The 26,821-nt window shown below is 76.2% G+C and carries 23 protein-coding genes; 18 read left to right on the top strand and 5 right to left on the bottom strand.

All coding sequences use genetic code 11. The features are described 5' to 3' along the window. Positions 1-219: 219 nt before the first annotated feature. Together secG and UIS43_RS08675 are read left to right on the top strand one after the other, a co-directional pair. The gene (gene secG / locus UIS43_RS08680; protein ID WP_013154024.1) at positions 220-456 is read left to right on the top strand and encodes a preprotein translocase subunit SecG; all 237 of its coding nucleotides are present in this window, start codon (positions 220-222) and stop codon (positions 454-456) included. Positions 457-535: 79 nt separating this feature from the next. Beyond that, complete coding sequence (locus UIS43_RS08675; protein WP_013154023.1) at positions 536-907, top strand: RNA polymerase-binding protein RbpA; 372 nt, start codon at positions 536-538, stop codon at positions 905-907. Between the two features lie 283 nt (positions 908-1,190). On the opposite strand, the gene UIS43_RS08670 is transcribed toward UIS43_RS08675, so the two are convergent. Beyond that, positions 1,191-1,448 carry a hypothetical protein gene (locus UIS43_RS08670; protein WP_013154021.1) on the bottom strand — a complete coding sequence of 86 codons (258 nt, stop codon included), beginning with the start codon at positions 1,446-1,448 and terminating at the stop codon, positions 1,191-1,193. A gap of 114 nt (positions 1,449-1,562) precedes the next feature. Here UIS43_RS08670 and UIS43_RS08665 point away from each other — a divergent pair, with 114 nt between their 5' ends. Next, positions 1,563-2,243 carry a hypothetical protein gene (locus UIS43_RS08665; protein WP_019610509.1) on the top strand — a complete coding sequence of 227 codons (681 nt, stop codon included), beginning with the start codon at positions 1,563-1,565 and terminating at the stop codon, positions 2,241-2,243. Here UIS43_RS08665 and UIS43_RS08660 read toward each other — a convergent pair. After that, positions 2,235-2,996 (bottom strand): IclR family transcriptional regulator, encoded by a 762-nt coding sequence (locus UIS43_RS08660; protein WP_370012939.1) that lies wholly within the window; start codon positions 2,994-2,996, stop codon positions 2,235-2,237. The two genes, UIS43_RS08665 and UIS43_RS08660, sit on opposite strands and share 9 nt — an antisense overlap. 104 nt (positions 2,997-3,100) lie before the next feature. Between UIS43_RS08660 and hutH the strand changes: the two genes are divergently transcribed. The 5 genes from hutH (at position 3,101) to hutI (ending at position 10,446) form a co-directional block, all read left to right on the top strand. Next, entirely contained in the window at positions 3,101-4,648 is a 1,548-nt protein-coding gene (gene hutH, locus UIS43_RS08655) for a histidine ammonia-lyase (protein ID WP_071622422.1), read from the top strand. Between the two features lie 28 nt (positions 4,649-4,676). After that, complete coding sequence (gene hutU / locus UIS43_RS08650; RefSeq protein WP_013154017.1) at positions 4,677-6,353, top strand: urocanate hydratase; 1,677 nt, start codon at positions 4,677-4,679, stop codon at positions 6,351-6,353. An 87-nt stretch (positions 6,354-6,440) separates the two neighbouring features. Beyond that, complete coding sequence (locus tag UIS43_RS08645) at positions 6,441-7,709, top strand: allantoate amidohydrolase (RefSeq protein ID WP_041552785.1); 1,269 nt, start codon at positions 6,441-6,443, stop codon at positions 7,707-7,709. After that, on the top strand, positions 7,706-9,244 hold the full coding sequence (locus tag UIS43_RS08640) for a formimidoylglutamate deiminase (protein WP_370012938.1): 1,539 nt from the start codon (positions 7,706-7,708) through the stop codon (positions 9,242-9,244). Before UIS43_RS08645 ends, UIS43_RS08640 begins: the two co-directional genes overlap by 4 nt. Next, the gene (hutI, locus tag UIS43_RS08635) at positions 9,241-10,446 is read left to right on the top strand and encodes an imidazolonepropionase (protein WP_013154014.1); all 1,206 of its coding nucleotides are present in this window, start codon (positions 9,241-9,243) and stop codon (positions 10,444-10,446) included. Before UIS43_RS08640 ends, hutI begins: the two co-directional genes overlap by 4 nt. Positions 10,447-10,832: 386 nt before the next feature. Here hutI and UIS43_RS08630 read toward each other — a convergent pair whose 3' ends face one another. After that, positions 10,833-11,108: an Lsr2 family protein gene (locus UIS43_RS08630; protein WP_013154013.1), complete on the bottom strand. Its 276-nt coding sequence runs from the start codon at positions 11,106-11,108 to the stop codon at positions 10,833-10,835. 532 nt (positions 11,109-11,640) lie between these two features. Between UIS43_RS08630 and UIS43_RS08625 the strand changes: the two genes are divergently transcribed. Next, positions 11,641-12,087 (top strand): DUF485 domain-containing protein, encoded by a 447-nt coding sequence (locus UIS43_RS08625; protein WP_013154012.1) that lies wholly within the window; start codon positions 11,641-11,643, stop codon positions 12,085-12,087. Further along, positions 12,084-13,982 carry a cation acetate symporter gene (locus UIS43_RS08620; protein WP_370012937.1) on the top strand — a complete coding sequence of 633 codons (1,899 nt, stop codon included), beginning with the start codon at positions 12,084-12,086 and terminating at the stop codon, positions 13,980-13,982. The genes UIS43_RS08625 and UIS43_RS08620 overlap by 4 nt, the downstream gene beginning before the upstream one ends. A gap of 98 nt (positions 13,983-14,080) precedes the next feature. On the opposite strand, the gene UIS43_RS08615 is transcribed toward UIS43_RS08620, so the two are convergent. Next, positions 14,081-15,097 (bottom strand): hypothetical protein, encoded by a 1,017-nt coding sequence (locus UIS43_RS08615; protein WP_013154010.1) that lies wholly within the window; start codon positions 15,095-15,097, stop codon positions 14,081-14,083. Positions 15,098-15,370: 273 nt separating this feature from the next. Here UIS43_RS08615 and UIS43_RS08610 point away from each other — a divergent pair, with 273 nt between their 5' ends. Next, positions 15,371-15,910 (top strand): DUF1697 domain-containing protein, encoded by a 540-nt coding sequence (locus tag UIS43_RS08610; RefSeq protein WP_013154009.1) that lies wholly within the window; start codon positions 15,371-15,373, stop codon positions 15,908-15,910. A gap of 242 nt (positions 15,911-16,152) precedes the next feature. Then, positions 16,153-17,109 (top strand): CRISPR system precrRNA processing endoribonuclease RAMP protein Cas6, encoded by a 957-nt coding sequence (locus tag UIS43_RS08605; protein WP_013154008.1) that lies wholly within the window; start codon positions 16,153-16,155, stop codon positions 17,107-17,109. 91 nt (positions 17,110-17,200) lie between these two features. On the opposite strand, the gene UIS43_RS08600 is transcribed toward UIS43_RS08605, so the two are convergent. Continuing rightward, the gene (locus UIS43_RS08600; RefSeq protein WP_013154007.1) at positions 17,201-17,377 is read right to left on the bottom strand and encodes a hypothetical protein; all 177 of its coding nucleotides are present in this window, start codon (positions 17,375-17,377) and stop codon (positions 17,201-17,203) included. A gap of 245 nt (positions 17,378-17,622) precedes the next feature. Here UIS43_RS08600 and UIS43_RS08595 point away from each other — a divergent pair, with 245 nt between their 5' ends. From UIS43_RS08595 to UIS43_RS08570, 6 genes are all read left to right on the top strand, one after another. Continuing rightward, positions 17,623-19,581, top strand: coding sequence for a hypothetical protein (locus UIS43_RS08595; RefSeq protein WP_013154006.1), 1,959 nt, complete (start codon positions 17,623-17,625; stop codon positions 19,579-19,581). After that, positions 19,578-20,261 carry a hypothetical protein gene (locus UIS43_RS08590; RefSeq protein WP_370012936.1) on the top strand — a complete coding sequence of 228 codons (684 nt, stop codon included), beginning with the start codon at positions 19,578-19,580 and terminating at the stop codon, positions 20,259-20,261. The genes UIS43_RS08595 and UIS43_RS08590 overlap by 4 nt, the downstream gene beginning before the upstream one ends. Positions 20,262-20,397: 136 nt before the next feature. After that, on the top strand, positions 20,398-22,176 hold the full coding sequence (locus tag UIS43_RS08585) for a hypothetical protein (RefSeq protein WP_370012935.1): 1,779 nt from the start codon (positions 20,398-20,400) through the stop codon (positions 22,174-22,176). Then, positions 22,173-23,798 (top strand): RAMP superfamily CRISPR-associated protein, encoded by a 1,626-nt coding sequence (locus UIS43_RS08580; RefSeq protein WP_071622419.1) that lies wholly within the window; start codon positions 22,173-22,175, stop codon positions 23,796-23,798. Before UIS43_RS08585 ends, UIS43_RS08580 begins: the two co-directional genes overlap by 4 nt. Beyond that, positions 23,795-24,550 (top strand): hypothetical protein, encoded by a 756-nt coding sequence (locus UIS43_RS08575; RefSeq protein ID WP_013154002.1) that lies wholly within the window; start codon positions 23,795-23,797, stop codon positions 24,548-24,550. Before UIS43_RS08580 ends, UIS43_RS08575 begins: the two co-directional genes overlap by 4 nt. Next, positions 24,544-26,772, top strand: a complete 2,229-nt coding sequence (locus UIS43_RS08570; RefSeq protein ID WP_013154001.1) for a TIGR03986 family CRISPR-associated RAMP protein — start codon at positions 24,544-24,546, stop codon at positions 26,770-26,772. The genes UIS43_RS08575 and UIS43_RS08570 overlap by 7 nt, the downstream gene beginning before the upstream one ends. Positions 26,773-26,821 lie beyond the last annotated feature (49 nt).

The raw sequence follows: 26,821 nt of genomic DNA, 5'->3' as shown, positions 1-26,821 counted from the left end.
CCCGACAGGTCGCCGGGTCGGGCTAGACTTCGCTGTGGGGTTCTCCGTGCCTCGCGGTTTCCCCCGCCCGTGCCGCCAAGGGCACGGTAAAATCCGAAATTGTCCCCGGTCCCCTGATTCCCAGGTGTCCGCGCCGGTCCGGTGTCACCGCTGGTGCGCACGGGAAACGAGGGTCGGTCCATAACCCCCCCGCTTCGGGGTCGAGCTACGGGTGAGCGTGTGATCCTCGGTCTGTCCATCCTCGTGATGCTTCTCAGCGTGCTGTTGGTCCTCCTGGTGCTCATGCACAAGGGCAAGGGCGGCGGTCTCTCCGACATGTTCGGCGGCGGCGTCACGTCCTCGCTCGGCGGATCGTCGGTGGTCGAGCGCAATCTCGACCGGATGACCATCGCGATCGGGGTCGTGTGGATCATCGCCATCGTCATCCTCGGCCTGCTGATCAACCGGGGCATGTAGCCCGCGACCCGCGGGCACACCCCGTCCACCGTCAAGCTCGCCCGAGAACCGGTGAGCGAGTTCGCCGAAGGAGTTTTTCGTGGGTAGTGGCAGTGCCATTCGTGGCAGCCGTGTCGGAGCCGGTCCCATGGGTGAGGCCGAGCGGGGCGAGGCCGCCCCGCGCGTCCGGGTTCCGTTCTACTGCGCGAACCTGCACGAGGTCGTGCCCAGCTTCGCGAGCGAGGCGCTGGTCCCCGACGAATGGGACTGCCCGCGCTGCGGCTTCCCCGCGGGCAAGGACAAGGCGAACCCCCCGTCGCCGCCGCGCACCGAGCCGTACAAGACCCACCTGGCGTACGTGAAGGAGCGCCGCAGCGAGGAGGAGGGCAAGCTCATCCTCGACGAGGCCCTGGCCAAGCTGCGCGCCGACCGCGCCGCCGTCGAGGCCCACATGAGGGCCAGGCAGAACTAGCCGCTCCTTCCCCCACAGGCTTTCCGTGGGGCCCGTCGCGACCGCGACGGGCCCCACGCGTGTGTCCGGGCCCGGTGACCGTGTCCGACGCCCCGGACGTATGTGAATACGAGGACGAACTTCTCATTCTCGGGACTGGTGTGGTTCTTGGGAAATAGAGTGATCGGCACGCACCCCGACAGCCCTGTGAGGAGATGGTGTCGATGTCTACGTGCCCCACCGGCGGGGACCACGACTGGATACTCGGCGACGACCGCAAGTTCCAGTGCGCCAAGTGCGGGGCTCAGAGCGCCCGGCGGTTCTGAGCCCCGGGCCCGGGCTGGACCGTCCCGCGTCCGGCCAGCCGCCCGTTCTCCGCGGCGCGCCAGGTCACCGGTTCCCCCAGGGTCTCGGCCACCCCCTTGGCCCAGCGCTCCAGGCAGGCGAACCTGTCCGGCCCCTCCGGAAGCACGGTGCGCCCCTGGTAGGGCACCCCGTCCAGGACGATCACCTCGCCGTTCAGCCTCAGCTCGGTGTCGTACTCGCTCGTGTTCGGCCTCATGGACCGGACTCTAGCGCTCCCCGGCCGCCTCCACCCGTGCTTTGGCCCATCCTCCCCGCGTCCGCGCGGGGTCCGGCGCACGGAGCACCCGCCGGAGTGGGGACAATGGTGGGTATGGCCTCCCCCGAACCCGCGGACGCCCCCGCCGCCCCCCGAGGTGTTCCCTCAGACCTGACCCGAACGCCCGAGAGCGTCTCCCACCTGCGCAGGTACGTCAGCCTGCGCGGCCCCAACACGCGCATGTGGATGGCCGTGGCCTACTTCTCCGCCGCCCTCACGGCGGGGTTCGTGGTGGTGCTGGGGTCGATGCTCTGGCACGTGCTGCGCGAGGAGACCACGGTCGGCTCGGTGACGCTGTGGGCCCTCGCGGGTCTGGCCATGCTCTTCGTGGGCCCGGGGAGCAACGTGTTCGTGCTGCGCGGGCTGCCCCAGCGCATCACCCGGCAGGGCATCAGCGCCGACAGCGACGGCGTCACGGTCCTGCAGGAGCGCAAGTGGTGGTTCCCCGGCGAGGGGACGTTCATCGCCTGGACGGAGATCCGGCGCATCCGCGAGGTGCACACCGGCGGGCGCAGGCTCACCTACTTCATCGAGTTCGTGCTGGACACCCACCGCACCGACGCCGAGCTGCCCAGCTGGGCCGAGACCGCCGAGAGCCTGGACCTGGAAGCGGTGGACGCTCCCACGCAGTTCTACGTGCAGGTGCCCGCCGACCTCAAGGAGAAGATCCTGCGGATGGTGGAGCGCACGGCCCCGCTGCCCTCGGTCGTGGAGCGGACCCCGCCGCTACGGTGAGGCGCGGCCGTCCAGGCGGCGGGTCAGGTCGGCCGCCGCGTCACGCACCCGCCCGGCCAGCGCCTGCGGGGTGACCGGCCGCGCGCTGGGCACCGTCAGGCTGATCGCCGCGGCGGGGCGGCCGTTGTGGTCGCAGGCGGCCGCGGCCACCGACACGAAGCCCTCGGTGACCTGCCCGTCCTCGATGGACCAGCCCTGGCGCTGCTCCTCGGCCAGCACCCGGCGCAGCTCGCCGGGCGAGGCCGGGCCCCGGCCGGTGCGGGTGGTGAAGGCCGCCGCGTCCGGGTACAGAGCACGCACCTGGGCGCGCGGCAGCCGGGCCAGCATGGCCCGCCCCGACGCGGTCAGGTGCGCGGGCAGGCGCACCCCCACCCCGGTGATCAGCGACGGGGCGTGCGGCGGCTGCTCCTTGAGGAGATACAGGGTGTCGGCGCCGTGCAGCACGCCCAGGTGCGCGGTGGCGCCGGTGGCCTCGGTGAGCTGGTGCAGCAGCGGACGGGCCAGGCGCTCGACGCCGTCGTGGCGCAGGTAGGCCGAGCCGATCTCGAAGGCCGCCACGCCCAGGCCCCAGCGGCGCTCCTCGGGCAGGTGGGTCACGAAGCCCTCCCGCGCCATGGCCTCCAGCAGCTGGTACATGCTGGAGCGGGGCACGCCCAGCTCGGCGGCGATCGCCGAGGCCGACACCGGCCCGGGGCGGGTCGCCAGGAAGCGCAGCAGCCGCAGCGCGCGGGTGGCCGCCGGAACGAGGCTCATGCCCTGATTGTCCCACGGCGCGACGCCCCTGTTGTCTGAGATCTCAGATGGAACCCTCGTGTCAGCCCTTCACCAGGGGTCACGCGGGGGGTCAAATGGGAGGCATGTCCACAGCAGTTCCTTCCGTCGTCGTCGGCGATGCGCCGCTCACCCCGGCCCAGATCCTCGACGTGGCCCGCCACGGCGCCCGTGTCACCCTGTCCGAGCAGGCCCGAAAGGCCCTCCACCACGGCCGCGAACGGGTCGAGTCGCTCGCCCGCGGCGAGGTCCCCGCCTACGGGGTCAGCACCGGCTTCGGCGCGCTCGCCACCCGCCACATCGCCCCCGACCTGCGGGCCCGCCTCCAGCGTTCGCTCATCCGCTCGCACGCCGCCGGGACCGGACCCGAGGTGGAGGACGAGGTCGTGCGCGCCCTCATGCTGCTGCGCCTGCGCACCCTGGCCTCGGGCAACACCGGCGTGGAGGTCGCCACCGCCGAGACCCTCGCCGCGCTGCTCAACGCCCGCATCACCCCGGTCGTGCACGAGTACGGCAGCCTGGGCTGCTCGGGGGACCTGGCGCCCCTGTCGCACGTGGCGCTGGCCCTGATGGGCGAGGGCCGGGTCCGCGACGCCGCCGGGCGGGACCTGCCCGCCTACACCGCCCTGCACGAGGCCGGGATCCGCCCGGTCGAACTGGGCGCCAAGGAGGGCCTGGCGCTGATCAACGGCACCGACGGCATGCTCGGCATGCTCGTGCTGGCCTGCATGGACCTGGAGCGCCTGCTCAAGGTCGCCGACATCACCGCCGCCATGAGCGTCGAGGCGCTGCTGGGCACCGACCGCGTCTTCGCCGAGGAGCTCCAGCGCCTGCGCCCCCACCCCGGCCAGGCCGCCTCCGCGGCCAACCTGCGCGCCCTGCTCGACTCCTCGCCCATCGTCGCCTCCCACCGCGGCCCCGACTGCAACCGGGTCCAGGACGCCTACTCGCTGCGCTGCGCCCCGCAGGTGGCCGGCGCCGCCCGCGACACCCTCGCCCACGCGCTGCTGGTGGCCGGACGCGAACTCGACAGCGTCATCGACAACCCCGTGGTCCTGGACGACGGGCGGGTGGAGTCCAACGGCAACTTCCACGGCGCGCCCGTGGCCTACGTGCTCGACTTCCTGGCCATCGCCGTCGCCGACACCGCCTCCATCGCCGAGCGGCGCACCGACCGCATGCTCGACGTGTCCCGCTCCCACGGCCTGCCCGCCTTCCTGGCCGACGACCCCGGCGTGGACTCCGGCCACATGATCGCCCAGTACACGCAGGCCGCCATCGTCTCCGAGCTCAAGCGCCTGGCCGTGCCCGCCAGCGTCGACTCCATCCCCAGCTCGGCCATGCAGGAGGACCACGTGTCCATGGGCTGGTCGGCCGCCCGCAAGCTGCGCCGCGCCGTGGACGGGCTGACCAGCGTGCTGGCGGTGGAGCTGCTCACCGCCGCCCGCGCCCTGGACCTGCGCTCGCCGCTGGAGCCCGGCCCCGCCACCGGCGCCGTGCTGCGCACCGTACGGGAGAAGGTCTCCGGCCCCGGCCCCGACCGCCACCTGGCCCCCGAGATCGCCGCCGTCGCCGCCCTGATCACCGACGGCTCCGTGGTCGCAGCCGCCGAGTCCGTCGTCCCCCTGGCCTGAACCGACCCGAACACCGCGAGGAGACCGCGTGAGCAGTCCACGTACCGTCCGCGCCGCGCGCGGCACCACCCTGTCCGCGAAGGGGTGGCAGCAGGAGGCCGCCCTGCGCATGTTCCACAACAACCTCGACCCCGAGGTCGCCGAACGCCCCGAGGAGCTGGTGGTCTACGGCGGCACGGGCAGGGCGGCGCGCGACTGGCACAGCTTCGACCGCATCACCGCATCCCTGCGCGACCTGGAGGGCGACGAGACCCTCCTCGTGCAGTCCGGCCGCCCGGTCGGGATCATGCGCACCCACGAGTGGGCTCCCCGCGTGCTCATCGCCAACAGCAACCTGGTGGGGGACTGGGCGAACTGGCCCGAGTTCCGCCGCCTGGAGGCCCAGGGCCTGACCATGTACGGGCAGATGACCGCCGGTTCGTGGATCTACATCGGCACCCAGGGCATCCTCCAGGGCACCTACGAGACCTTCGCCGCCGTGGCCGCCAAGCTGAGCGGTTCGGGCAGGCACAGCGGCGGGACCCTGGCCGGAACCATCACCCTCACCGCCGGACTCGGCGGCATGGGCGGCGCCCAGCCGCTGGCCGTGACCATGAACGACGGCGTCGCGATCGTGGTCGAGTGCGACCCCAGCCGCATCGAACGCCGCATCGAGCACCGCTACCTGGACATGCGCGCCGACAGCCTCGACCACGCCCTGGAACTGGCCGTGCGGGCGCGCGACGAGCGCCGCCCGCTGTCGGTCGGAGTGCTCGGCAACGCCGCCGAGGTCCTGCCCGAACTGCTCTCGCGCGGCGCACCGATCGACGTGGTCACCGACCAGACCTCCGCCCACGACCCCCTCGCCTACCTGCCCGCCGGGGTGGCCTTCGAGGACTGGCGGGACCTGGCCGCCGCCAGGCCCGAGGAGTTCACCGACCGGGCCCGCGAGTCCATGGCCGCGCACGTGGAGGCCATGGTGGGCTTCCAGGACGCGGGGGCCGAGGTCTTCGACTACGGCAACTCCATCCGCGACGAGGCCCGCAGCGGCGGCTTCGCCCGCGCCTTCGACTTCCCCGGGTTCGTCCCCGCCTACATCCGGCCCCTGTTCTGCGAGGGGAAGGGGCCGTTCCGGTGGGCGGCGCTGTCGGGCGACCCCGCCGACATCGCCCGCACCGACCGGGCCGTCCTGGACCTGTTCCCCGACAACGAGCACCTGGCCCGGTGGATCCGCATGGCGGGGGAGCGGGTCGCCTTCCAGGGGCTGCCCGCCCGCATCTGCTGGCTCGGCCAGGGCGAGCGGGCCGCCGCCGGGGCGCGCTTCAACGAACTGGTGGCCTCCGGCGAGGTCCGCGCGCCGCTGGCCATCGGCCGCGACCACCTGGACACCGGCTCGGTGGCCTCCCCCTACCGCGAGACCGAGGGGATGCGGGACGGCTCCGACGCCATCGCGGACTGGCCGCTGCTCAACGCCCTGGTCAACACCTCCTCCGGCGCCTCGTGGGTGTCCATCCACCACGGCGGGGGAGTGGGCATGGGCCGCTCGCTGCACGCCGGGCAGGTCAGCGTCGCGGACGGCACCGACCTGGCCGCCGCCAAGCTGGAGCGGGTGCTCACCAACGACCCCGCCACGGGCGTCATCCGCCACGTGGACGCCGGGTACGACGAGGCCGGGCGCGTCGCACGCGAGCACGGCATCCGCGTCCCGATGCGCGAGGGGGACTGAACCGCGCCGGGGGCGCCCTTGAGGGGGCGTCCCCGGCGGGCTCCGGCCGTGCGCACGACCATCCGCTTCGACGTGGGGAAACACCCTGTGAGCGACCATTCCACCGCCCCTGGCCCCGGGGCCTTCGACCGCCTGTGGGCCGACCTGGTGTCCGTGGGCCGCGACCCGGGCAGCGGCGGCTACCGCCGCCACGCCTGGAACGGCGCAGACGCCGACGCCCGCGCCTGGTTCACCGAGGCCGCCGCTGCCCGGAACCTGGACGTGCGCACCGACCGCAACGGCAACCTGTGGGCCTGGTGGGGAGCGCCCGGCCCGGGCGCGGTGGCCACCGGCTCCCACCTGGACTCGGTCCCCGACGGCGGGGCCTTCGACGGACCCCTCGGCGTGGCCAGCGCCCTGGCCGCCGTGGACGAACTGCGGCGGCGCGGACTGACCCCGGCCCGGCCGCTGGCCGTCACGGTGTTCGCCGAGGAGGAGGGCGGCCGGTTCGGCGTCCCCTGCCTGGGCAGCCGCCTGACGGCCGGGGAGATCTCCCCCGAGCGGGCGCGCGGCCTCACCGACGCCTCCGGGACCACCTGGGCCCGGGCCATGGAGGCCGCCGGGCACGACCCCGACGCCATCGGCGCCGACCCCGGGGCGCTGGCGGACCTGGACGTGTTCGTGGAACTGCACGTGGAGCAGGGCCGCGCCCTGGAGGAGACCGCCCACCCGGTGGGCGTGGCCAGCGCGATCTGGCCGCACGGGCGCTGGCGGATGGACTTCACCGGCCGTGCCGACCACGCGGGCACCACCCGCCTGGACGACCGCAGCGACCCCATGCTGCCGTTCGCGCACACGATCCTGGCGGCCCGCGCGCTGGCAGAGGAGCACGGCGCCCGCGCCACCGTGGCCAGGGCCCTGGTCAACCCCAACGGCACGAACGCGATCCCGTCCCTGGTCAGCGCCTGGCTGGACGCACGCGCCGCCGACGAGGCCGCGCTCGGCGCGGTCGTGGCCGGGGTGCGCGAGGCCGCCGAGCGGGCCTCGCGCGAGCACGGGGTGGACTGCGCGACGGCCAACGAGTCCCTGACCCCGCTCGTGTCGTTCGCGCACGGCCTGCGCGACCGCCTGGCCGCCGTGGTCGCCGACCGCGCCCCCGACCCCCGGGTGCCGGTGCTGCCGACCGGGGCCGGACACGACGCCGGGGTGCTCGCCGCGCACGTGCCCACCGCGATGCTGTACGTGCGCAACCCGACCGGGGTGTCGCACTCCCCCGGGGAGTGGGCCCGCCCCGAGGACTGCCACGCCGGGGTGCTCGCCCTGGCCGACGTGCTCCAGGACCTGCTCGCCCGCCCCGTCCGGGAGGGGGACCGATGACGACCGGCGCGGACTCCGGCCCCGCCGCCTCCGCCCCCGGCGGGAGCGCCGGTCCTGCGGCATGCGGAACCGCCTCCGGGCGTTCCCGGGGGCCGCGCGACCACCGCCTGTGGTGCGAGTGGGCGTGGACCGGCGCCGAGGACGGCACTCCCGAGCACGGCGTGCTCGTGGAGGTGGCCGACGGCCGCATCACGTCGGTGACGGTCGCGACGCCGCGCCCCGGGGACGCCGAGACCCTCACCGGCCTCACCCTGCCCGGGCTCGCCAACGCCCACTCGCACGCCTTCCACCGGGCGCTGCGGGGGCGCACCCACGCCGGCGGCGGATCCTTCTGGACCTGGCGCGAGACCATGTACCGCGTTGCCGAGCGGCTGGACCCCGACACCTACCACCGACTCGCCCGGGCGGTCTACGCCGAGATGGCCCTGGCCGGGATCACCTGCGTGGGCGAGTTCCACTACCTGCACCACGCACCCGGCGGGGACCGCTACGCCGACCCCAACGCCATGGGCCACGCCCTGGCGGCCGCCGCGGCCGACGCGGGGATCCGGATCACCCTGCTGGACGTGTGCTACCTGTCCGGCGGGCTGGACGGGAACGGCGTCCAGCAGCCGCTGGCCGGGCCCCAGCTGCGCTTCGGCGACGGGGACGCGGACGGGTGGGCCGAACGCGCCGCCGCCTTCCGTCCCGGGGGCGGGCACGTGCGCACGGGAGCGGCCGCCCACTCGGTGCGCGCCGTCCCCGCCGCGCAGCTGCCCGAGGTGGCCGCTTTCGCCGCCGGGCGCGACGCCGTGCTGCACGTCCACGTCTCCGAGCAGCCCGGTGAGAACGCCGCCTGCCTGGCCGCCTACGGCCGCACCCCCACGGCCGTGCTCGCCGACGCGGGCGCGCTCACCCCGCGCACCAGCCTGGTGCACGCCACCCATCTGAGCGACGCCGACGTGGCGGCCGTCCGCGCGGCCGGGTCCACGGTGTGCCTGTGCCCCACGACCGAGCGCGACCTGGCCGACGGCCTGCCGCGCACCGGCGACCTGCTGCCCGCCCCGCTCAGCCTGGGCACCGACCAGCACGCCCTGACCGACATGTTCGAGGAGGCCAGGGCGGTCGAACTCCACGAGCGCCTGCGCACCCACCGGCGCGGCACCCTGGGTGCCGGGGAGCTGCTGCGCGCGGCCACCGCGCACGGGCACGCCAGCCTCGGCTGGACCCGCGAACCGGGGGCCGCCGCCCCCGGGGCGTCCGAGGGGTCGGCGCACGTCGGAGCGGGACCACAGGAACCCCCGCGCGGGGCTTCCGACGCCGGTGTCCTGGCCCCCGGGGCGCGGGCCGACCTGGTCAACGTCCCCTTGGACGGAACCCGCCTGGCCGGGGCCGACCCCGCCCGGGCCGCCGACGCCGTCGTCTTCGCCGCCGCCTCCGCCGACGTGCGGCACGTGATGGCCGACGGGCGCTGGACCGTCCGCGACGGCGTCCACACCCTGGTTCCCGACACCGCGCGCGAACTCGACACGGTCATCAAGGAGGTCCTCACATGAGCGACGTGCCCCGCAGCATCGTCATCGACGACATCGCCACCCTGGTCACCAACGACCCCTCCCGGGGACGGGGCGCGGTGGGCGAGGTCCGGGACGCGGCGCTGGTCGTCGAGGACGGCCGGGTGGCCTGGTCGGGCCCGCGCGCCCAGGCGCCCGCCGCCGACGCGCGGATCGACGCCGCCGGGCGCTGCGTCATCCCCGGGTTCGTCGACAGCCACTCACACATCGTCTTCGCGGGCGACCGCAGCCGCGAGTTCGCCGCCCGGATGAGCGGCCAGCCCTACTCGGCGGGCGGCATCCGCACCACCGTGGCCGCCACCCGCGAGGCCTCCGACGCCGACCTGCTCGCGGGGGCCCGGCGCCTGCTCCGCGAGGCCCGCGCCCAGGGCACCACCACCCTGGAGGTCAAGTCCGGCTACGGGCTCACCGTCGCCGACGAGGAGCGCTGCCTGGCCGTGGCCGCCCGCGTCACCGACGAGGTCACCTTCCTGGGCGCGCACGTGGTCGCGCCCGAGTACGCCGACGACCCCCAGGGCTACGTCGATCTGGTCACGGGGCCCATGCTGGAGGCCTGCGCGCCGCACGCCCGGTGGATCGACGTCTTCTGCGAGCGCGGCGCCTTCGACGAGGACGCCTCCCGCCGGGTCCTGACCGCCGGGACGGAGCGCGGACTGCTGCCCCGCGTGCACGGCAACCAGTTGGGCCCGGGGCCGGGCGTGCGCCTGGCGGTCGAACTGGGCGCCGCCTCGGTCGACCACTGCACCCACCTGGAACCCGCGGACGTGGACGCCCTGGCCCAGGCGGCCGCGCGCCCCGAGCCCACGGTCGCCACCCTGCTGCCCGGGGTGGACTTCTCCACCCGCCAGCCCTACCCGGACGCCCGCGCGCTCATCGACGCCGGGGCCCTGGTCGCCCTGGCCAGCGACTGCAACCCGGGTTCGTGCTTCACCTCCAGCCTGGCCTTCTGCGTCGCGGTCGCCGTCCGCGACACGGGCATGACCCCCGACGAGGCGGTGTGGGCGGCCACCGCGGGAGGGGCGCGGGCGCTGCGCCGCACCGACGTCGGCCACCTGGCCCCCGGCGCGCGCGCCGACCTGGTCCTGCTGGACGCGCCCAACCACCTCTACCTCGCCTACCGGCCGGGGGTCCCCCAGGTCGCGGCGGTCTGGAAGGACGGGGAGCTGGTCTCGGGGCGCCCCTGAGAACGGAGGGCGCGGTGTGACGAGCGGGTCATCCAATGTCCTCATGAACTCAACGAACGGCTAATCTCCCCGAAACCCGCGGCACCCAACCTGGATGCACGTCGGTGCGTGTCCGCCGCCGCGGTACAGCGTCGTTCCGCGGCGGTGGGGCACCGGCCCACGCTCCCTCCGAGGAGGTCCGCGGTGAACCCGGGGCGTGCCGGGACGGCGGCCCGGAGCGGCGCGACCCGCGCGGCCCACGGGCCGGGGCCGGGCACGCGGCTCCCGCCGGGGCCGCACACAGAACGCGGGGGCCGACGATCACTGGGGGGTGTCGTCGGCCCCCGCTCGCGGTTGACGCGATGAGGCCGTTCCCGAGGGCGCGGGTCCGCGCCCGGGGACGCTGGCTAGTTCGACTCGTCGTCCGCGGAGTCGTCGGAGCCCTCGGCGGGCGCGGAGGAGGAGGACGCGGCCTTCTTGGTGACGCGGCGCTTCTTCACCGGACGCGAGTAGTCGACGAGGGGCTCCAGACGGGCCTCGTGCTCCTTGAAGCAGTCGGCGCACGCGTCGACCTCGCGGACGACACCCTCCCAGGCGAACTGGATGACCTCAGTCGCCTCGACCTTCTCCTCGCTGACGGCGTGGGGATCGCAGTACTTGAGCGTGAAGACCTCGGTGACCACGGCGGGGATTTCCCTTCGGTATCGCGTGAACAGAGCGGACCCATTAATCATACACCTGTACGAAAGCGCAAACCGGCTGCACGCCGGATGTGCCGTCACGGGTTCGGGGTCGCCCCGAAGCCTAGCGAAGATTCGGGGGCGCGTGCGCCCGTGTCCGGCGGGTGTGCCCGGGGTGACCAGGGGGTCCGCGCGGGTCCGGCGTCCGCGGGCGGGGCGCCCGCGGACGCGCGTCCCGCGGTGCGGGCGGCGGGGCGCACGTCCGCGGCGGGGCGGCCGTTATGGCACCGCGTGTTTGTCTTCCGGTTTTTTGTCCGTTTCTCGGAACGCTTTCGCGCCATTGCCGAACACCGATTTGTGCGTTTGGCGAACACGGCTCCGGGCGCATCGCTAGGGTATTGCCCCATCCGGGGGAAAGCGCCGTGTTCGGCCGTTCCCTCCGGGCGGACCCGTGGCGGCGCCCGCGCCGCGCACACGGGCAACGGCGGACGCCGTGGGGGAGCGGCGTCCGGAGAGAGGGAGCAGGGGGAGGGCCGTGGTCGAGTACATGGAGGGTGTCCACAGAGGGCGTGTCGGCGTCCGGGGGCAGGCGCCGCGACCGGGGGGAACCGTGTCCGCGGCGGAGCGGCGGCGTGCGCGGGCCGAACGCACGCGCGCCTGTGAGCGCGTGTCCGTCGATCCGCGTTTCGTGAAACTCCGAAGGCGGTTCGCGCTCCAGACGGGACTGCTGGTATCGGCATTCCTGCTCGGTTACCCGTCCTATCTTCTGCTCTCCGCCTACGCGCGCGATTTCATGGGCAGGCCGCTCACGGATTCGGTGAACGCGGCACTGGTCATGGGAATCGGACAGTTCCTGTGGGTGTTCGCGCTCGCCTGGGCGTTCGGGCGTTTCTCCGAACGCTCCCTGGAACCCCTCGCACGGGAGATCCGCGAGGAGGCCCGCGGCGGGGAGGCCGCCGACGGGACGGCGGCGGGCCGATGAGCGCCGCCGCAGCGGCCGCGGGCGGTGCCGTCACGGGGGACGGCACCGCCGCGGTGGCCGCCGGAGTGGCGGCCGTCACCGAAACGCCCGCCGCTGCCGCACCGCCCGCGTCCACCGTCCCGGTCGCGCCCGCCGAACCGCCCGCTGCCGAAGCACCGTCCGCGTCCACCGTTCCGTCCGCGGCCGCCGACCCCCTGGACGCCCTGGGCGGCGCGCTGGGGAGCGAGTTCGGCGTCGCGCACGCCTGGACGGTGGGCCTGTGCGCCCTGTTCGTCCTGGTCACCCTCGCCGTCACCGTCCGCGCCAGGCGCACCACCCGGGGCGCGGTCGACTTCTACGCGGGCGGACGCGGCTTCTCCAGCACCCAGAACGGGCTCGCCCTGACCGGCGACTACCTGTCCGCGGCCTCCTTCCTGGGCATCGCCGGGATGATCTCCCTCCAGGGCTACGACGGCTTCCTGTACTCCATCGGCTTCCTGGCGGCCTGGCTGCTGGTGCTGCCGATGGCCCAGCTGGTGCGCAACACCGGCCGCTTCACCATGGCCGACCTGCCCGCCTTCCGCATGAACCGGATGCGGGTGCGCCTGGCCTGCACCGTCTCCACCGTCACCGTGTGCGTGTTCTACCTGGTCGCGCAGATGGTCGGCGCCGGAGCCCTGGTCGCGGTCCTGCTGGGCCTGCACGACGGCGGGACCTTCCTGGGGATGGGCGCCGAGCAGGCCCGCACGGGCGTGATCGTGCTCGTGGGCGTGCTCATGATCGTCTACGTCATGTACGGCGGCATGAAGGCGGCCACCTGGCTCCAGATCATCAAGGCGGTCGCGCTGCTGGCCGCCACCGGACTGCTCACCGCCCTGGTGCTGGCCCTGTTCGCCTTCGACCCGCGCGCCCTGCTCGGCGGGGCCGCCGAGGCCAGCGGGCACGGTCAGGCCTTCCTGGAACCGGGGCTGCGCTTCGGGGTGGAGGTCTCCGGCGACCCCGCCCGGACCCTGTTCAACAAGCTCGACCTCCTCAGCCTCGGGCTGGCCCTGGTGCTGGGCACCGTCGCGCTGCCGCACATCCTCATCCGCTTCTACACCGTGCCCGACGGCCGGGCGGCGCGCTCGTCGGTCAACCGCACGATCGTCATGGTCGGGGCCTTCTACCTCATGACGCCGGCCCTGGGCTTCGGCGCCGCGGCGCTGGTCGGCTCCGAGCGCATCGCGGCCGCGGACCCCTCGGGCAACACCGCGGTGCCGATGCTCGCCGAGGAGGTGGGGCGGCTGACCGCCGGTCCCGCGGGCGCGGCCGTGCTGCTCGCGCTGGTCTCGGCGGTCGCGCTGGCCACCGTCCTCGCCGTCATCGCCAGCCTCACCCTGGCCTCGTCCTCCTCGATCGCGCACGACCTGTTCGGCCACATCCTCATGTGGGGCAGGCCCCGGGAGTCGCAGGAGGTGGGTGTGGCGCGGCTCTCCGCCTGCGTGATCGGCGCCGTGGCCGTCGTGCTGGCCGTGCGGGCCCAGGACATGAACGCGGCCTTCCTCGTGGGGCTGGCCTTCGCCGTCGCGGCCGCGGCCAACCTGCCGGTCATCGTGCTCACCATGTTCTGGCGCCGCTTCAACACCAGGGGTGTGGAGTGGGGCGTCTACGGCGGCCTGTCCGCCACCCTGCTGCTCATGCTGCTGTCGCCGGTGATGTCGGGCAGGACCGACCCCGTCACGGGGGAGAACCTGTCGGTGCTGCCCGCCTGGATCGACGTCCAGCTCTTCCCGATGGAGAACCCGGCGCTGCTGGCGGTGCCGTTCGGCTTCGCGTGCGCGGTCGTGGGCAGCTTGCTCTCGCCGGAGCGCGACACCGCGCGCTTCACCGAGCTGCGGGTGCGCTCCCTGACCGGGTGGGGCGCCGAGCGGGACTGACCCGCGCGCGGGCTCCGGGGCGGAGGGACCCCCGGAGAGGGGTAGTGGGGCCGGGAGCGGAGGGGCGGAGCGCGAGCGCCCGGGGGAGGGCGGGGGAGTCAGTCCCCGTCGGGCGCCTCGGCCATGGCCCGGGCCACCTCGTGCAGCAGCTCCGGGATCCGGGGCGCGTTGCGGGCGACGCGGTCCCAGGCGCGGGCGGTCTGGTCCAGGCGCTCCCGCGTGGTCGGCTCCCCGCCCCCCTGACGGGCCGTGCGCCGGTCCTCCCTGCGGAAGGAGGCGGTGACCGCCCAGAAGGCCGCCGCCACCACCGGGCGGAACACGCCCCGGCCGCGCACGTCGAGCACGGCCTCCACCGCCCAGCGGCCGTCGGCGGAGACCGAAGGGGACAGCCAGGCGCTGATCCGGGCCAGGGAGTGCGTGGCCCGCACCCGCACGGGAGGGGTGTCCCGGCCCCGCGCGACGGCCTCGTACCAGGCGCCCGTGTCCACCTCCAGGGTGCCCTCGGCCGACCGCAGCCAGGCGCCGCGCCCGGGCAGCCGCACCCGCGCGCTCCAGGTGAGCAGGCCTGCGGGGGCGTCGTGGGTGACGGTCCCCCACGTCACGGGGTCCTCCTGCGTGCCGACGGTGTCGGGCATGGCGAACTCGGCCGAGGTGGTGCCCGCCTCGTCCCAGGAGGTGAGGGTCACGCCCGTGCCGCTCCAGCCCTTCTCCTCGTCGTCTGCGGGATCGACGGGAACGCCCTCGGGGGACAGCTCGGCGATGAGGTAGTGGCTGCGGGGTTCGAGGTGGCGCCCCCGCTGCAACTGGAGGGAGAGCTCGCTGGCCGCCACGGCCAGTTCGTCGGCCTCGGCCGGTGTGCCGGCGCCGCCCCCGCGCAGTTCCTCGGCGGCGCGGCGCTGCTCCTCCCGCAACCGTTCGGCCTCCTCGCCGTCGAGCAGGCCGAGTTCGTCGGCCCGCCGGTCCAGACGGGCCCGGGTCGGCGCGTCGGGGGTCAGCAGCCAGCCCCGGCCGTCGAAACGGCAGCTGCGCGCGACCTCGTGCAGGGCGGCGACGATGCGCTCGACCACCTCCCTGTCCACTGCGGTGATGTCGAAGGTGTGGCTCAGGCGCGGCACGGCGTCTCCGGGGTCGTGGTGCGGTTCACGTCTGCGCGGCGGCCAGGGAGCCGCGCCTACGCGTGCCAGCGTACGCACCCGCGGCGCCCGCCGGGGTCCACGGGAGGGGTCGGAATCCGCGGAGCCGCCGCGTTCGCGAGGCCGGGTGCGGCAGCCGCGGGACCGCCGCGCCCGCCGTGGCCGGGCACGGACGGCCCCGCCGTCGGCCGCGTCGCGGAGGGTTGTCCACAGCCGGGGTCGAACACTTGTGCGCACGGCCGCCGTCTCGGCACAATGGTGGGCATGACCAGGTACGTCGCGCTGCTGCGCGGAATCAACCTCGGCGCGCACCGCCGCGTCGCCATGGCCGACCTGCGCTCCCTGCTCGCCGGACTCGGCTACGGCGACGTGGCCACCCACCTCCAGAGCGGCAACGCGGTGTTCAGCGCCGAGGGGACGCGGCCCGACGCCGTGGCCCGGCGGGTGCGGGAGGCCGTGGACGCCGAACTCGGGCTCGACGTGCCGACCGTGGTGCGCACCGCCGGGCAGCTGCGCGCCGCGGTGGAGGCCAACCCCCTCCCCGTCCCCGACCCCGCCAAGTTCCTCGTCCTGTTCTGCTCCGGCGCCGTGGACGCCGCCGGTCTGGCCGCGCTCGACCCGTCCGCCCACCCGCGCGAGCGCATGGCGGTGGTGGGCGACCAGGTCTACACCCACCACGAGCTGGGGCTCAGACACGCCAGGCTCCCCGACCTCGTGGCCCGACACGTCGACGGGACGGTGACGGGCCGCAACTGGCGCACCGTGCTGCGCCTGCTGGAGATGGCCGAGGGCTGAACCGGGGACCCGCGGCCGTGCGCGTCCGAAGGCCCGGCGCACCCGGCGCCCGCTCGCAGGGCCGTGCCGCCGTTCGCGGTGACCGTGTACGCGTCCGGTGGTCGGAAGCGGTTGTCCACGGGCGGCCCCGGTCCCGGTACGCAGGGCGGTGCCCGTGGGAACGCGAGGCCCTGGACAGGGCCCGGCACTGTCCGAGAGGAGTCCTCGGCGGTGTACGTCCGCCGCCGCGACCGAGTGAAGGGGTGGTGCCCGTGCCGATGCGGTGGACCGTGATCCTGCGAGATCTGGCGGACACGGCGCGGCCGATCCGGCCCGAGGACTGCCACGGACTGCTCAACCGCTGGTGGCCCCAGTCCCCGGAGGAGCACGCGGCCGCCAAGCGGTGGGCCATGAACGGGTGGCCCTCGCCCCTGGGCGACCGCCTGCACCACTGGACGCTCACCTGGCTGGACGACGACACCCCGCCCCCGCTCGCGCCGGAGGAGCTGGTCGGCGACCCCCAGCGGATCGGCGACCACCTGCTGGTGCCCCTCTCGGTCACCCGCACCTTCGACCGCACCTACACCCAGATGCTCACCGAGCCGCGCGGCCCGTCCGCGGTGCGCTCGGCCGCGGTGCGCAGCCGGACCCCCATCGTCATGACCACCCGCGACGCCGCCGGTGAGCGCATTCCGCACATCTGGCCCACCCCGCGGCGCCTCTTCGGCGCCGTGCACCGTTCGGGCGGCGGGATCGTCGGCGGCAGCGGGGCCGTGGGCGCGGTGGCCCGGTTCGCGCCGTCCACCCTGGCCGAACCCTGGCTGGAGCTGGTGTTCGGCGGGCTGGCCCGGGTGCGCCGCGAGCCCCTGCCCGGCGAGGAGGTGCGGCTGGCCGAGCACCAGCACGCCGACAACCGCACCGTGCTCGGCTGGCACGGCGGGCTGCGGCTGGACCTGGCCGGGGGCGAGCGCCGCCACGCCGACGCCTTCGCCACCCTCCTGGAACTGCTGGAGCTGACCGGAGCGGGCAAGTACACCGCCCAGGGCTTCGGCTCCGTGCAGGTGGACACGGTGACCAGCGGCCAGCCGTCCGCACGGGTGCCCGCCCAGCGCCCCCGGCGGACCCCGCACCGGGTGCCCCGCCGCGCCCCGCAGCGCGTGGGTGAGACCCGGGCGCACGCCGTCGCCGAGGAGGAGTTCGGGGGCGCCCTGTTCGACTGACCCCGCCGACCGGGACCGGTGGCCGCACCGGTGCCCGGCCCGGCCGTCGGCTCCCACCCCGTGGACGGGGGCGGGAGCCGACGGCGTGCGCTCACGGTGAGGGGGCGCGCTCCCGCCCGGCCCGGTCCGCGCCCCGGTCGCGCAGGGCGCGGGCCAGGCCGCGCAGGTGCGGCACGAGATCGTGGGGGGTGAGCGGAGCGCCGTTCGCGGCGGGGACGGACGTCTCGCGCCCTGGCGGCGCGATCGTCTCGGACGTGTGCGGGGCCATCGGGGAACCTTTCCGTACCGGGGCGGTGTGCGTGCACCCAGCTCTCTCGGACAGCGCCGCGCGCCCGGGCGGCGGGCCCACGGGAGGAGGCCGCCGGGCCCCGGGAGCGGCGCCGTCCGGCCGGGGCGGGGCGCGGCCCCGCGGACCCGGGCTGGTATCGCTTGGTACCGGTGCGTCGTGCGGCACCGTCCGAGAGAGGTCAGCAGGCGCCGCACGGCGGCGCCGCGTTCCCGCACGTCCCGCCGATGGAGGAGCCCGACACGGTGACCTTCGCCCCCGAGCAGCACCGGCCCCCCGGTGCCCCGACGCGACCGGGGGGAACACCGTCCAGCGGTGTGGTGGTCGGTGTCGACCTGCGCGGCATCCAGGCCTACGTGTACAGCGGCCGGCGCATCCTGGACGCGGTGGGGCGCGCCGCCCTCGTCGCGGAGCTGACCGACACATCCGACGCCGAGCACGGGATCGCCGACCTCGTACCGCCGGACTGCGTGGTGCTGCGCGACGCCGGAGGGGCGCTCACCGCGGTCTTCCCCGACGCGGCCTCGGCGCGCGGGTTCACCGCCCTCTACACCCGCAGGCTGCGCGACCGCGCCGCGGACCTGACCCCCGTGGTGGCGCACGTGGCCTACGGTCCCGGGGCCGGGCACGAGGCCGGGGGACCGGGCGGCGCCGCCCCGGAGCACACGGGCACGACCGGATCCCCGGGGCCCGACCGCGCGCCGGGCGCCGACACGACGGCGGCCGCCGGGGTGGACGAGGCGTTGGCCCTGCTCCCGGCGCGGCTGCGCGAGGCGCGGCGGCACATGTCGGCCCTGCACACCCCCGCGCACGGGTACGGGATCACCGCCGTGTGCTCGGTCAGCGGAGGCCCCGCCGAGTCGGTGGACAGCAGCCGCGTCCAGGACGACCACCCCGACGTGCACGAGAGGGTGGCCGCCGACGTCGCCCGGGCCCGGGGGATCGGCCGACGCTGGCACCGCGCCCACAGCTCCGACTGGCTGGCCGGTGCCGTCACCGCCGCCGGAGCCCCCGCCCTGACGCTGCCGATGGAGGTGGACCGCCTGGGCCGCGACCACGGCGGCCTCAGCCGCGTCGCGGTCGTCCACATCGACGTCAACGGCCTGGGCGCCCTCCTGGGCGAGTACCGCGAACGCGCGGGGGACCCGGCCGTGCCGGGTTCGGGCGCCTTCGCCCAGCGCCGCCTGTCCACCCGCATCGCCGGGCTCACCGAGGGGCTGGCCCGTGTCCTCGTGCGCGCGGTGGCGGCCACCGTCCACGCCGGACCCGGTCAGCGGCCCCTCATTCCGGGAACCGGCGCCGCCGCGCCGATCACCCTGCACCACGAGCCGCCCGGTCCCGTGTCCCTGCCGGTCCGCCCCGTCGTGGTCGCCGGGGACGACCTGACCGTGCTGTGCGACGCCCGGATCGCCCTCAGCCTGGTGCGCTACGCCCTCGACTGGCTGGACGCCGACCCCGAGCGCGTCGGCGACGACCGCGACCCCCGGGTGGGCCTGCACCGCGCGCTCGCCGAGGCCCACGGCGACCGCCCCGGCGGCGGGCGCGCCGTCGTCGCGCCGGACGGCGCGGCGCACACCACGTTCGTGCCCACGGTGGGGGTGGGCGTGGCCGTGCAGCCGGTGGGCGCTCCGTTGTCGCTGGGCTACGACCTGTGCGAGGCGATGTGCCGCCGCGCCAAGGAGCACCGCCTCCAGACCGCCGAGGCCGACCCCGGAGCGGGCGACGAGCACGCCGTGGCCTGGACGACGCGCCTCGACGGCGTCGGACGGGTGCTGCGCCGCCTGGACCGGGCCCGCCGGGCGCCGGTGCCGCGGACCGCCCTGCCCCTGACCGGAACCGGGTTCGCCCGCTTCCTGGACCGGTACCTGTCCGCGACCGCGCCGGGCAGCCTGCTCGCCGACGGGGACACCCGCCAGCGGGGCTGGCTGGTCTCCGCGCTGGTGCCCCTGTTGGAGTCGGGCGCCGACCCGGAGCCCGAACTCGCCCGACGCGCCCACGCGACGGGCGGGCCCGTCGACCTGCCCCGAGGCTGGACGCCCGGCGGCCTGCTCGACGCGGTCGAGGTGATGGACCTGCACCTGGACCCCGGGCTGGCGGCGGCCCTCGACCCCCACCGCCCCCAGCGGCGGGCGGGGAACGGCGGTCCGCGTACCGGGGCGCCCCGTCCGCGGGGCGCGTTCCGGTGAGCCGCCCGGACCGCGTCACCGTGCACCTGGCCTCTCCCGCGCTGTTCGTCGGCGCCAGCGCGGACGGCACGGGCGCCGACACCGACGTGGTCACCGACGAGCACGGCCTGCCCTACCTGCCCCGCCACCGCCTCGCCGCGCGGCTGCGCGCCGGGGCGGTCAGCGCCCTGGCGGTGGCGCCCGGCCTGGCCGGGGCCTGCGACGAGGTCTTCGGCCGGGGGAGTTCGCACGGCGCGGACCGGATGCTGCGGGTGGGACACGCCGTCCTGGGCGACGGGGTGCGCGCCGCGGTCGCCCGCGCGCTCGCCGGCCGGGCCGAACCGCTGCGCTCCACCCTGCGCCGCGCGGTGACCGACGCCTACACGACCCTGGAGTCGGGCATCGCGGTGGGTCCGGACGGCGCGCCCGAGCCGGGCCGCCTGCGCACGCACCGGACGCTCCTGCCGGGCCTGACCCTCACCGCCGCGCTGACCTGGGCCTCCCCGCCGGGGGAGGAGCACTGGCGGTTGCTGGCCCGCGCCTGCCTGGCCACCACCCGTATCGGGTCCAGGGGCACGCGCGGCCGGGGCCGGGTGGACGTGCGCCTGGCCGGGGACGGGGGGAGCGATCCGCACGAGGTGACCCTGAGCCTGGCCGCGCCCGTGAACGGCGGCCGGGAACGGGAAGGTACACCCCCATGAGACTCCGTTCCCCCGGCACGGCGACGCCCGGCCCCACCGCCCCTCCGGCGGGGAACACCGTCGGGGGCGCGGATCCGGTGCCGGCGCGGACACCACGGCGGTGCACCGGACCGCACCGGGACACGGAGGGGGGCACGTGAGCGGGTTCGCGGTGAGCGGCTACCTTCCGCTGCGCTACGTCCTGACCGACACCCTCGCCGTGCGCACCTCCTTCGACCCGCTGCGCGTGGACTCCGAGCACTCCGTCAGCGGCCGGGCCCAGCGCGGCATGCTCGCCGCCGCGCTGCGCCGCGCCGGCCGCGACCGCGAACTCCACGACTGGGTGGCCCGCGGCGAACAGGTCCGCTTCGCTCCCGCCCACCCCCTTCTGGAGACCGGGGCCGCCCACCCCGCCCCCGCCCACCTGTACACGCCGGGCAAGGACGGCGACACCACCGTCGACGCCTTCGGCCCCACTGACCCGGCCACGCCCTACCGCGCGGTCCGCGACCCCCTCACCCCGGACCGCTCCCTGCGCGCCGCCGTGCGCACCACCACCGAGCAGTACCTCGGACGCCCCCGCACCGGTGACGCGCCCCGGGGCGTGCCCTTCCTCACCACCAGCATCGACCCCGGCCAGGTCTTCGAGGCCCGCTGGCAGCTGCGCGCCCGCGACCACGCCGCCCTGCGGGCGCTCGCCGAACGCCTCGCCGCCTTCCTGGCCCAGGCCGACGGCACCCTCACCCTCGGCTCCGGGGGCACCCGCGCCCACGGCGGCGTCCGCGTGGCCCCCGCCGACCCCGACCGCCTCCTGTCGCCCGACCGCGTCGAACCCTCGGGCCCCCGCTCCTGGACCGCCGGGACCCCCTTCGACCTGCTCCTGCTCTCCCCGGCGCTGCTGGTGGGAGACGACGGCCAGTACCGCCCGGCGCACCTGGTGCCCGCCGTGCTCGACCTCCTGGCCCGGCGCCTGCCCGGCGCCCGGGCGCGCGTCCTCGCCAGCCACGCCGAGGCCGGGCTCGTCGGCGCCTACCACCGCGGCTACCACGGCCCCATGGCCCAGCGCTGGGCCGCCCGCCCCGGCGCTGTGGTCCGCCTGACCCTGGACCGCGACCTGGACACCGGGCGGGTCCGCGACCTGGAGGCGCACCCCCTGGGCGAACGGGTCGTGGACGGCCACGGACAGTTCACCCTGCTCCGCCCTCCCCCTCCCGGCCCCGAACCCCTCGCCCCGCTGGCCACCCCCCTCGCGGGCCGCCCGCCGGGCACCGTCGCCCTCCCCGACGGCCGCGCCGTCCCCGCCGCGGCGCCCCCGCCGGGGGAGGAGGACGACCAGCTGCGCGCCCTGTACGACGCGCTCCTGTGGAACGCCGCCGTCCAGCCCGTCCGCGACCACGCCCGCGCCCTGGTCCGCGGCTCCGCCCGCCGGCTCGCCCCGCTCACCCCCGGCCTGCTGGGGCGCCTGCGCGAGGTCGCCGCCGATCCCCACTCCACCCCCGAGGACGCCCTGGCCGCCCTCGGGCGCACCGTCCGCGGCCGCGTCCCCGGCCACACGGGCACCCCCAAGGTCCCGCACGGCCGGGCCGTGCGCGCCCTGGACCGGGCCCGCCTGGTCCGCCCGGGCCACGACCGCCCCGTCAGCGTCCGGTCCTGGCTGTCGGACCTGTCCGGCGGGGCCGGGGCCTGGTGGCGGGACAACCGGCCCCACCCCGTGCACAGCCCCGCCTACGCCCGGGCCGTCGCCGCCGTGGACCTCTCCCTGCCCGACGGTCTGCCCCCCGGGGACCGGGGCCTGTCCGCCCGCGCCCGCGACTGGGAGCGCCATGCCGCCGCACGCCTCGCCCTGGTCCTGGTCTCCTCCTGGCTGGCCGAGGCCGCCCGCCTGCCGCGCGCCGAGCAGGACGGGGGACGCCCCGGCGGGGGAGGCCCCGGGTGAGCGGCGAGCCAGCCCCGCCCGGGCTGCTGTGGGAGGTCACCCTGCGGCTGTGCCTGCTCTCCGACACCCACGTCGGGGCGGCCCGGGCCAGGCCCCGCCACGCCGCCGGAAGCGACGCGGACCTGCACGTGGACCGCGACCCGGTCACCGGCGCGCCCCGTCTGCGCGCCACCACCCTGGCCGGGCTGCTGCGCCACGAACTCGCCGCCCGCACGGGCGACCCCGACGACGTCCGCGCCCTCATGGGCTCGGCGGAGTCCGAGGCCGCGCCGGGCGGGGAGGGGGCCGCCGCGAGCGCGCTGGACGTGGACGACGCCCGCGCCGAACTCCCCGAGGACACAGCGGTAGCGGTCCGCACCGGCATCCGGGTCGACCCGGCCGCGGGCACCGTCCAGCCGGGCCGCACGTGGCGGTGGGAGATCCTGCCCGCGGGTACCGTGTTCACCGCCCACCTGCGCCTGCACGTGCCCGCACCGGCCGACGAGGCCCGCCTGCTCACCCTGCTGCTCCTGGCCTGCGACGGACTCTCCGGGCCCGGCGGGTCCGGCCCCGGCATACGCGTGGGCGGGCGCACCGGCCGCGGCTACGGCGCCGTCCGCGCCACCCACTGGTCGGCGCGCCGCCACGACCTCACCGACGAGCGCGGCTGGCTCGCCTACCACGCGCGCTCCTGGGCCCGGCGCTGGGAGGAGGGCGCCGACGCGCTCGCCGACGCCCCCGCCGACCTGGCCGCCGCCCTGACCGGGGCCCTGCGCGCCTGCGGGCGCGGGGCCACCGCCGCCCACGCGCTCGCCCGCGCGCACCGGCCCGACCGCCGCCACCGCGCCGAACTCCACCTGACCCTGGCCGTCGCCGAGCAGCCCGATCCCACCGCCCCGCCGCCGCGCGACCCCAGGCCCGGCCTGCTCATGGTCGGCGACGCCCCCGCCCCCGAACGCCTGGGCGAGGCGGACCGGGCACACCGCCACCGCCCCGCCGTCACCGACCCGGACAAGGCCGCCGTCCACCCCGCCCCGGTCCTGGGCGACACCGCGCTGTTCGCCCTGTTCAAGAGGATCGGCGGCCGACTGGTCCGGGACGCGGCCGAACACCTGGGCGCCGGGCCGGACCGGTGGCGCGACTGGCACGACCACTGGTGGGGCGCCGACACCGACCGGCGCGGCCTCCCGCGCCCCGCCCGGATCCGGCTGCGCACCGTCCCCGTGCTCACCGGCGGAGCACCCCTGACCGCCACCCGGCTGACCGTGGACTCCCTCTTCGGCGACGCCGTGGACGGCCGCCTGTTCACCACCGACCTGCACTGCGGCGGCGGCGCCGAGGCGGTCCTGGACGTGCGCGAGCCCGACGACGCCGTCCGCGGTCTGCTCGCCCTCCTCGTGCGGGAGCTGGCCACGGTACCCTTCGACACCCTCGGCGCGGGCGCCGGAACCGGGAACGGGCGCCTGACCGCCACCCGCGCCCTCCTGACCACCCACCCCCCGGGCGGAGGGCCACCGGACACGGTGGACCTGCTCACCGCCCTGTTCGCACCCGACAGCGCCGACGCGGCCACCGCCCGCGGCTGGCTGGCCGCCCTGCACGCCGCGCTCGCCCCCGCGCCCACCACGGAGGAGCCCAGGTGAACCACGAGCCCCCGCGCCCGCACGGCCTGGCCGTGCGCCGCCTGACCGCCGCGCAGGTCGACGGAGTCCTCGACGACGTCTTCGTCCACGGTGTCCGCTGCCGCCTGCTCGACACCGGGGTCCCTGGCGTGCCCGGCGCACCGGACCGGCCGCAGTGGCTGCTCGCCGAACTCGGCGACGGCCGCGTCACCGGCGCCTGCCCGGGGCCGCGGTGGCGCCGCTCGGACCAGCCGCCCACCGCCCACCTGTCGGCCGCGCCCCCGGGGCCGGCCGACCGCTGGCGGGTCCTGGAGGTCCTGGTGTTCGGTCCGCACGCGCAGATCCGGCTCGGAGAGGGAGCCGAGGCCGGGTGGATCAGCGCGGACGCCCCCGGCGACCTCCCCGAGGAGCTGCGCCCGCGGGAGCGCTCCCTCCTCCTCCAGGGCTGGAACGGCCCCTCCTCCAGCCGCACCCTGGACGGAGAGGTGCCCCTGTCGGTGACGCGGGAGCCCTCCGGCGCACAGGCGGTGCTCCCGGTGGCGTGGACCGACTTCTCCGGCCGCCTCCGGCCCGTGCCCGGCGCCGGAACCGCCCTGGAGAGCACGGGCACCTGGCTGACGGTGCGCGAGTACTGGGCGCAGGACCCCGCCACCGGCGCGGTGGGCGTGGCCTTCCACCGGCTCACCGGGATGCGCCCGGGGGTCAAGCCGACCGGGCCGGAGTTCGACGTGGGCACCGGCGACGAGATCCGGCGGGCGGAGCAGCCGTGGTGAGCCCCGGAGAGTGCGGCGGCGGCCCGCGCCCGCGGGCGGAACGGTTCCACGCCACCGCGCCCTACGGTCTGGTCCGGATCGCCGACACCCCCATGCCCGCCGCCGACCTGCACGGCGACCACCCCACCGGCGACCTGCTGCGCAGCCACGACCGCACCGTGGCGGGCACCCACTCCGGGTGGATCGACCTGACCCTGACCACCCTCACCCCCACCTTCGTCGGCCAGACCCTCGAACGCGGGCGCGTGAACGCCTCCACCCGCTTCCCGCACGGCGACCGCCACCTGCCCGCCGTCCCCGGCTCGACCCTGCGCGGCCTGGTCCGCAACACCGTGCGCATGCTCACCAGCGGCGAGACCGGTCCGGTCAACACTCCGATGCTGTTCTTCCGCGCGCCCGTGCGCATCGACCCCGACAGCGCCGACAGCGCCCTGTCCGCGCGCGCCCGCAGGGTCATGGCCCACCAGCACTCCCACTACCGCAGGCGCCGGTCCGGGCTGCGCACCAAGCAGGGGTTCCTGTTCCACTCGCCGTCCGACGGGCGCTGGTACGTGGTCGAGGTCCCCGCCACCGCCCTGTCGGGCGAGCCCGGCCAGGCGCTCAAGGTGCCCTTCACGGTCCTGCGCGAGAGCCTGCGCACCTGGGACTTCGGCATCGACGACTTTCCCGACCCTCCCAGGAGCAGCACCTACGTCCCCACCACCCACGAACAGCACGGGCACCTCCAGTACCGGTGGGTGCACGCCGTCCACCTGCCCGGGGAACGGCGCGTGGCCGCCGTCGCCCCCACCGAGGAGGAGGCCCGCGCCTACCTGGACGCCCGCGCCGACGGCGCCCGCGACCTGGGCGGGGGAGGGGTGGTGCGGGCCCTGGTGGTCCTGACCGGGGTCGCCGCGGGTGGGCGCCGCAACGCCTACCTCTTCCCCCGGCCCGCCGACCTGGGCGGACGCCTGCGCGTCCCGGACGCCATGGTGGAGCTGTTCGAGTCGGCCGAGCAGGTCACCGGCTACCAGCGCGCCGCCTTCCCCGACACCCTGGGCACGGGCGCGGCCGACCCCGTGCGCGAACCGGTCGCCGGGGCCGCCGGCGGCGGCCTGCCCCGCCGCGGGCTCGAACCGGTCTGGTTCGACCTCGACGCGTCCGGGGAGGTGGTCTCCTTCGGCCGCTCCGGCGGCTACCGCATCGCCGTCAGCGACGACAACCCGGTCCGCCGGGCCCTGCCCGCGCCCGTCCTGGGCCCCCAGCACGGCGACCCGGGCAGGGCCGCCCTGGCGGGGCGCACGGTGGACGTGTGCCGGGCCCTGTTCGGCGACACCGACACCTTCGCGGGCGAGTCGGGGGCGTCCAAGGGCCGGGTGTCCTTCGGCAGCGCGCTGAGCACCGACCCCGACCCGGACTACCCCGACGGCGCGGCCCTGCGCGTGCAGCTGCTCTCTCCCCAGCGGGGCTGCTTCGCCAACTACCTGCTCCAGGGACCCGACGCCGCCTCGGGGGACCGGCCCGACATCATCACGTGGTCGCACGAGGGCCTGGTGCGGCTGGGCGGGTACAAGGTGTACCTGCACCGGCACCGCGCCGCCCCGGGCGGACCGGTGCGCTACGACGCCCGCACCCAGGAGGAGCTGGGGCTGACGGTGCTGGCTCCGGGATCCCGGCCCGAACCGCCCCGCGACACCCAACGCGACGTCGTCCCCCTCCGCGACGGTCTCACCTTTCGCTCACGCATCACTTTCACCAACCTCACCGACGGCGAACTCGGTGCGCTGCTGCGCGCCCTGCTGCTGGACAATCCCGTGGACGGGGGCGACCCCGCCGACCCCGAGCACGCGCACAAGATCGGCATGGGCAAGTCGCTGGGCATGGGCAGCGTCCACCTGCGCCCGGAGCTGTACCTGGTGGACCGGCGCGCCCGCGCGCTGTCCCTGGACCCGGGCGCCGGGGTCGTGCGCGCCGGGCGGGAGCGGGTGCGGGGGTTCCTGGACGCCTTCGGCGCCGCCCTGGCGGCCAGACGCCTGCCGGGCGAGCCCGCACCCGGGCGCTGGCGGGAGGTGGACCAGGCCGTGGACGTGTGCCTGGCCAGCCGCTGGCGCGGCCGCCTGCCCTGGGAGGCGACCGCGGTGATGTCCCTGCGCGAGTTCGCCGAGTACCCGGTGCTGCCCCCGCTCACCCGGCGGTTCCGCGACGCCGGGAGGCCCGGAGGGCGGGCGGGGCACGGCGCGTAGGCGCGCCGGTGGCCGCCCCGTCCGTCCTCTTCCCGGGGTCCGCCGGGTG

Origin of the sequence: Nocardiopsis sp. LDBS0036 (assembly GCF_041228755.1) — a bacterium.
GTDB lineage: Bacteria > Actinomycetota > Actinomycetes > Streptosporangiales > Streptosporangiaceae > Nocardiopsis > Nocardiopsis dassonvillei.
The sequence above is the reverse complement of the archived record's forward strand: the minus strand, read 5'-3'. Positions and strand labels throughout refer to the sequence as shown.

What these genes read in the sequence shown, in the direction of transcription:
- UIS43_RS08610 (WP_013154009.1), top strand. Translation starts at nt 15,371, where the DNA reads ATGGTGGGCATGACCAGGTACGTCGCGCTGCTGCGCGGAATCAACCTC.
- hutI (WP_013154014.1), top strand. Translation starts at nt 9,241, where the DNA reads ATGAGCGACGTGCCCCGCAGCATCGTCATCGACGACATCGCCACCCTG.
- UIS43_RS08640 (WP_370012938.1), top strand. Translation starts at nt 7,706, where the DNA reads ATGACGACCGGCGCGGACTCCGGCCCCGCCGCCTCCGCCCCCGGCGGG.
- UIS43_RS08670 (WP_013154021.1), bottom strand. Translation starts at nt 1,448, where the DNA reads ATGAGGCCGAACACGAGCGAGTACGACACCGAGCTGAGGCTGAACGGC.
- UIS43_RS08600 (WP_013154007.1), bottom strand. Translation starts at nt 17,377, where the DNA reads ATGGCCCCGCACACGTCCGAGACGATCGCGCCGCCAGGGCGCGAGACG.
- UIS43_RS08665 (WP_019610509.1), top strand. Translation starts at nt 1,563, where the DNA reads ATGGCCTCCCCCGAACCCGCGGACGCCCCCGCCGCCCCCCGAGGTGTT.
- UIS43_RS08660 (WP_370012939.1), bottom strand. Translation starts at nt 2,996, where the DNA reads ATGAGCCTCGTTCCGGCGGCCACCCGCGCGCTGCGGCTGCTGCGCTTC.
- hutH (WP_071622422.1), top strand. Translation starts at nt 3,101, where the DNA reads ATGTCCACAGCAGTTCCTTCCGTCGTCGTCGGCGATGCGCCGCTCACC.
- UIS43_RS08595 (WP_013154006.1), top strand. Translation starts at nt 17,623, where the DNA reads ATGGAGGAGCCCGACACGGTGACCTTCGCCCCCGAGCAGCACCGGCCC.
- UIS43_RS08620 (WP_370012937.1), top strand. Translation starts at nt 12,084, where the DNA reads ATGAGCGCCGCCGCAGCGGCCGCGGGCGGTGCCGTCACGGGGGACGGC.